2 protein-coding genes are annotated in these 1306 nt (G+C 70.8%); both read left to right on the forward strand.

Annotated elements, in window-relative coordinates:
* Positions 1 to 99: 99 nt before the first annotated feature.
* Positions 100 to 369: a hypothetical protein gene (locus ACESUZ_RS10060; protein ID WP_373199915.1), complete on the forward strand. Its 270-nt coding sequence runs from the start codon at positions 100 to 102 to the stop codon at positions 367 to 369.
* Entirely contained in the window at positions 359 to 1102 is a 744-nt protein-coding gene (gene istB, locus ACESUZ_RS10065) for an IS21-like element helper ATPase IstB (protein ID WP_117786959.1), read from the forward strand. The genes ACESUZ_RS10060 and istB overlap by 11 nt, the downstream gene beginning before the upstream one ends.
* The last annotated feature ends 204 nt before the right edge of the window (positions 1103 to 1306 follow it).

Consider the following 1306-nt stretch of genomic DNA (forward strand, 5'->3'; position numbering starts at 1 on the left):
TGGGGTCCCTCATATACGGCCCTCCCGTCTCCTGCGCCCCTCCCGGAACTGTCCACATCAGTGTAGCCAATCCACGGGGAGTCGACGATCAGGCGCGACATGCCGCCGGGGCTCGTCGAGGGGATCGACCGGATGGACCCCGCCGGCAGGAGGCGCACGCTCAGGTCGATCGGCCGGGCGAGCGAGTCCTCGGGTTTCGAGGCGGCCTGCGAGGCGGCGCTCAGGGTCGTCGAGGGCGGCCGCGTCCCCGACGACGCCACGGTCGACGTGCTGGCGAGGCGCATCGCGGGGGGCGGCGGCGGGGCCGGCGGGGCCGACCTGTCGGTCTACGACGGGTTCCTGAAGGGGGCGGTCGCCGATGGCAGCTAGCGAGGAGCTGGCCCGCAGGGTCGTGGAGGCCGGGCGTTCGTGCTCGCTCACCACCGCCGTCCTGGAGGAGTGGTCGAGGCTCGGCACCCCGAAGCAGGTGGAGTACCTGGCGGGCTACCTCGAGGCGGAGAGGTCCAGCCGCGAGGCCTCGAAGCGCGCGACGCTGCTCAGGCGCTGCGCGCTGCCGGCGCCCAAGACCTTCGACGGCTACGACTGGTCGGCCGTGTCGTGGCCGGAGGGCATGGGGCGCGAGTCGCTGCTCGCGCTCGACTTCGTCGAGCGCAGGGAGGACCTCGTGCTCATGGGCGACGTCGGCACCGGCAAGACGCACATGGCGTCGGCCCTCTGCGCGCTGGCGTGCGAGAGGAGGCTCGAGGCGCGCTTCTTCACGGCGTCGTCGCTCGTGATGCGCCTGAGGCGCGCCCGCGACGACGGGAGGCTCGACCGGGAGGCCGCGCTCATCGGCAAGGCCCGCCTGCTCGTCATCGACGAGCTCGGGTTTCTCCCGCTCGACGCGGACGGGGCGAGGCTGCTCTTCCAGGTCTTCGCCGACGCATACGAGAGGCAGTCGGTGGTGATCACCACGAACCTGGAGTTCAGCAGGTGGGGGTCGGTGTTCGGGGACGACCAGATGGCCGCCGCCGTGATCGACCGGATCGTCCACCACGGGAGGCTCGTCCAGTTCCGCGGCGAGTCCTACCGCGTCCGCCATGCCCTCATGCAGGAGGGCTAGCCGCTCAAAAAGCGTGCGCGCTTCCGATGCTCAGGCTGCTCAATTTACGATGCTCTTTTTGCTCAAGCCCTCTTGACGAAACACAGCTTCGCCGCCGCGAGCCTCGCGGTCGCGGCGTCGTGGGCCCCGGCGAGGTCCCTGAGCCCCTCGATCTCGGGGGACGGCACCCATACCGGGGTGACGTCGTGCGACAGTATCGCCTTG

Origin of the sequence: Collinsella aerofaciens ATCC 25986, assembly GCF_964239575.1 — a bacterium.
Classification (GTDB): domain Bacteria; phylum Actinomycetota; class Coriobacteriia; order Coriobacteriales; family Coriobacteriaceae; genus Collinsella; species Collinsella aerofaciens_BQ.